Origin of the sequence: Stackebrandtia sp. (genome assembly GCF_035643755.1) — a bacterium.
GTDB lineage: Bacteria > Actinomycetota > Actinomycetes > Mycobacteriales > Micromonosporaceae > Stackebrandtia.
In genome coordinates this window covers 1-3,079 of record NZ_DASQPW010000266.1, presented here as the reverse complement: position 1 = coordinate 3,079, position 3,079 = coordinate 1, and the positions used below count along the sequence as shown (strand labels likewise).

Annotated in this window: 3 protein-coding genes and 1 pseudogene; all 4 read left to right on the top strand. The window is 70.9% G+C overall.

Annotation, left to right across the window (positions count from 1 at the left end; all coding sequences use genetic code 11):
* Positions 1–496, top strand: a pseudogene (locus tag VE172_RS20715) (4-(cytidine 5'-diphospho)-2-C-methyl-D-erythritol kinase); the annotation flags it as partial.
* A gap of 81 nt (positions 497–577) precedes the next feature.
* Positions 578–2,428 carry a glutamine--fructose-6-phosphate transaminase (isomerizing) gene (glmS, locus tag VE172_RS20710; protein ID WP_324803892.1) on the top strand — a complete coding sequence of 617 codons (1,851 nt, stop codon included), beginning with the start codon at positions 578–580 and terminating at the stop codon, positions 2,426–2,428.
* A 63-nt stretch (positions 2,429–2,491) separates the two neighbouring features.
* On the top strand, positions 2,492–2,860 hold the full coding sequence (locus tag VE172_RS20705) for a holo-ACP synthase (protein ID WP_324803890.1): 369 nt from the start codon (positions 2,492–2,494) through the stop codon (positions 2,858–2,860).
* A 1-nt stretch (position 2,861) separates the two neighbouring features.
* The coding region (locus VE172_RS20700; RefSeq protein WP_324803889.1) for an NAD(P)H-hydrate epimerase at positions 2,862–3,079 on the top strand (218 nt) is incomplete at its 3' end.

The following is a 3,079-nucleotide window of genomic DNA, read 5'->3' as shown; positions in this document are numbered from 1 at the left end:
GCTGGGCAGCGACGTGCCGTTCTGCCTGGTGGGCGGCACCGCGCTGGGCACCGGCCGCGGCGAGCGGGTCGAGCCGGTCGCCGACGCCGGGCGCTACCACTGGGTGGTGGCCACCGCCGACGGCCAGATCGCGACGCCGCGGGCGTACGCCGAGGTGGATCGCCTGCGCGACAACGGCATCGGCTCGTATGCGTCCGATGTGTCCGGGCTGTTGGACGCCGTGGGCCACGGCTGCACGGCCGAGCTGGCCGAGCGGCTCCACAACGACATGACCGAGGCGGCCTGGTCGCTGCGGCCCGGGCTGCGCGAGGTGGCCGCGGCGGGGCTGGCCGATGGCGCGCTGGCCGCCCTGGTGTCGGGCTCGGGCCCCACCACGCTGTTCCTCACCCGCCACACCCACCACGCCCACGCGCTGGCCGCCCGGCTGCGGATGCGGCGCGTCGCCCACGACATTCACCTGGCCGCGGGCCCGGTTCCCGGGGCGCAGGTGATGTGAACGCTCTATGAACAATCAGCGTGATTGAAAACCCGATGAACGCGCAATGCGTTTGATTGAAGCTCGGGTACGCTTGCCGCCATGTGCGGAATCGTGGGCTACGTCGGCCCGAAACCGGCGATCGAGGTCATTGGCGAGGGACTGCGTCGCCTGGAATACCGCGGCTACGACTCCGCGGGCGTCGCCCTGCTGGACGGCGAATCGCTGGTTACCGAGAAGCGCGCGGGCAAGCTGGCGAATCTGTCAGAGGCGGTGCGCGAACGCGGCGGCCTCGCCCGGGCGCGCGCCGGCATCGGCCACACCCGCTGGGCCACCCACGGCGCGCCCACCGACCGCAACGCCCACCCGCACCTGTCGGCCGACGGCCGCACCGCCGTCATCCACAACGGCATCATCGAGAACTTCGCGCAGCTGCGCGCCGAGCTGGAGGACGGCGGGGTGGAATTCCTGTCCGACACCGACTCCGAGTGCGTGGCGCACCTGCTGTCGGCCGAGCTCAAGGAGGTCGACGACCTGGCCGAGGCGATGCGCCGGACGTGCCGCCGCCTGGAGGGGGCCTTCACCCTGCTGGCCGTCCACGCCGGAAGCCCCGGAACCGTCGTGGGCGCCCGCCGCAACTCGCCGCTGGTGGCGGGGGTGGCCGACGGCGAGTACTTCCTGGCCTCGGACGTGGCGGCGTTCATCTCGCACACCCGCGAGGCCGTCGAGTTGGGCCAGGACCAGGTGATCACCATCGACGGCGCCGGCATCACCGTCACCGACTTCGACGGCAATCTCACCGAGGGCAAGTCCTTCAATGTGGACTGGGATGCCTCGGCCGCCGAAAAGGACGGTCACGAGTTCTTCATGCTCAAGGAGATCGCCGAGCAGCCGCGCGCCGTGGCCGACACCCTGCGCGGCCGGTTCAGCGAATCCGGCGACATCACCCTCGACGAGGTGCGCATGTCCGATCAGGACTTTCGCGACGTCGACAAGATCTTCATCGTGGCCTGCGGCACCTCGTACCACGCCGGAATGGTCGCCAAGTACGCCATCGAGCACTGGACGCGGATTCCGGTCGAGGTGGAGCTGGCCAGCGAGTTCCGTTACCGCGACCCGGTTCTGGATCGCTCCACACTGGTCATCGCGATCTCTCAGTCCGGCGAGACCATGGACACCCTGATGGCGCTGCGCCACGCCAAGGACCAGAAGGCCCGGGTGCTGGCGATCTCCAACACCGTCGGCTCCACCATCCCGCGCGAATCCGACGCGGTGCTGTACACCCGCGCCGGCATCGAGGTGGCCGTGGCGTCCACCAAGGCCTTCCTCACCCAGCTCGTGGCCTGCTACCTGGTCGGCCTGCACCTGGCCGGGGTGCGCGGCATCAAGTACGCCGACGAGGTGGCCGCGGTGGTGGCCGAGCTCGCCGCCACCCCGGACAAGATCGCCGCCATGCTCCAGGCGTGCGAACCGGTCCGCGCCCTGGCCCGCGCCATGCCGGACGCCGACCGGGCGCTGTTCATCGGCCGCCACGTCGGTTACCCGGTGGCGCTGGAGGGCGCGCTCAAGCTCAAGGAGCTGGCGTACATGCACGCCGAGGGCTTCGGCGCCGGCGAGCTCAAGCACGGCCCGATCTCCTTGATAGAGAAGGGAACCCCGGTCGTCGTGGTGGTGCCGTCCCCGCGCGGGCGCGCGGTGCTGCACGACAAGGTGATCTCCAATATCCAGGAGGTGTCGGCGCGCGGCGCCACCGTCATCGCCATCGCCGAGGAGGGCGACGAGGTGGTGGCGCCCCACGTGGACCAGGTGGTGTTCACCCCGCGGGTGCCCACCCTGCTGGCGCCGCTGGTGACGGCGGTGCCGATGCAGGTCTTCGCGTGCGAGCTCGCCGCCGCCAAGGGGCTCGACATCGACCAGCCCCGCAACCTCGCCAAGTCCGTCACCGTCGAATGACACTGGATGGCAATTGCGGTTCCCTGGGTGACAATCCGCTTCTCATGTGTCACAGTGGCTGGCGTGATTGTGGCGGTTGGAATCGACGTGGTGTTGGTGGAGCGCTTCGCGAAGGCGGTCCGGCGCACGCCACTTCTGGCCGACCGGCTGTTCACCGAGGCCGAGCAGCTCACCGCCGCCGGTAACCCCCGCTCCTACGAGTCGCTGGCCGCCCGCTTCGCCGCCAAGGAGGCGGTGGCCAAGGCGCTCGGGGCGCCGGCGGGTCTACATTGGCACGATTGCGAGATCGTGTCCGATCCGGACGGACGCCCCTGGCTGACCGTCGGCGGGACGGTGGCCTCCGCCGCCAACGAGCGCGGCGTCGAACGCTGGCACCTGTCGCTGTCGCACGACGGCGGCATCGCCTCGGCCATCGTGATCGCGGAGCGCTGAGATGCGGGGCGTGTGGAAGGTGGCGCAGGTCCGCCAGGCAGAGTCCGCGCTGATGGCCACCCTGCCGGACGGCACCCTGATGCGGCGGGCCGCGGCCGGTCTCGCCGCGCGGATCGCGCAGCTGCTGACCGATTCCGGCGGCGTGTACGGCTCGCACGTCACGCTGCTGGTGGGCGCGGGCGACAACGGCGGCGACGCCCTGTACGCCGGGGCGCGGCT

Coding starts and splice junctions, on each gene's coding strand:
- glmS (WP_324803892.1), top strand. CDS start 578: ATGTGCGGAATCGTGGGCTACGTCGGCCCGAAACCGGCGATCGAGGTC.